At 63.0% G+C, this 357-nt stretch carries 1 pseudogene; it reads left to right on the top strand.

From position 1 onward, the window contains the following. Positions 1-357 (top strand): annotated as a pseudogene (locus tag L692_RS33035) (SpoIID/LytB domain-containing protein); the annotation flags it as partial.

Below are 357 nucleotides of genomic sequence, written 5' to 3'. Positions count from 1 at the left end.
ACACGGAAAAAGCCTCTGCTGTTTCTGAACTCGAAGGGCGGCGGCAAGGTGTATCAGCTCTACACAGGAACCTATGCCAGCGAAAGCGCCGCGAAGAATGCGGCTGACAGAGTAGCCAAAGCCGGTTTGAGTCTCCCTGCGGATCAGCGTCCCGCTGTCAAGGGCGGCAAGCATTTGAGCGCGGGCAGCTACGCTACGCAGCTGGAAGCGGATACTGCAAGGGCGAGCATAGCTGCGGCCGGCATTGACGCCTGGACCGCCGTCGTGCCTTCCGAGGACGGAGGATCGAGGTACGAGGTCTGGGTGGCCGAAGCTGCCGGCGACAGCGATCTGGACGCGGCGCGGATTGTGCTCCGC

Source organism: Paenibacillus forsythiae T98 (genome assembly GCF_000520735.1).
GTDB lineage: Bacteria > Bacillota > Bacilli > Paenibacillales > Paenibacillaceae > Paenibacillus_AQ > Paenibacillus_AQ forsythiae.
This window is presented reverse-complemented; position numbering and strand designations above follow the sequence as displayed.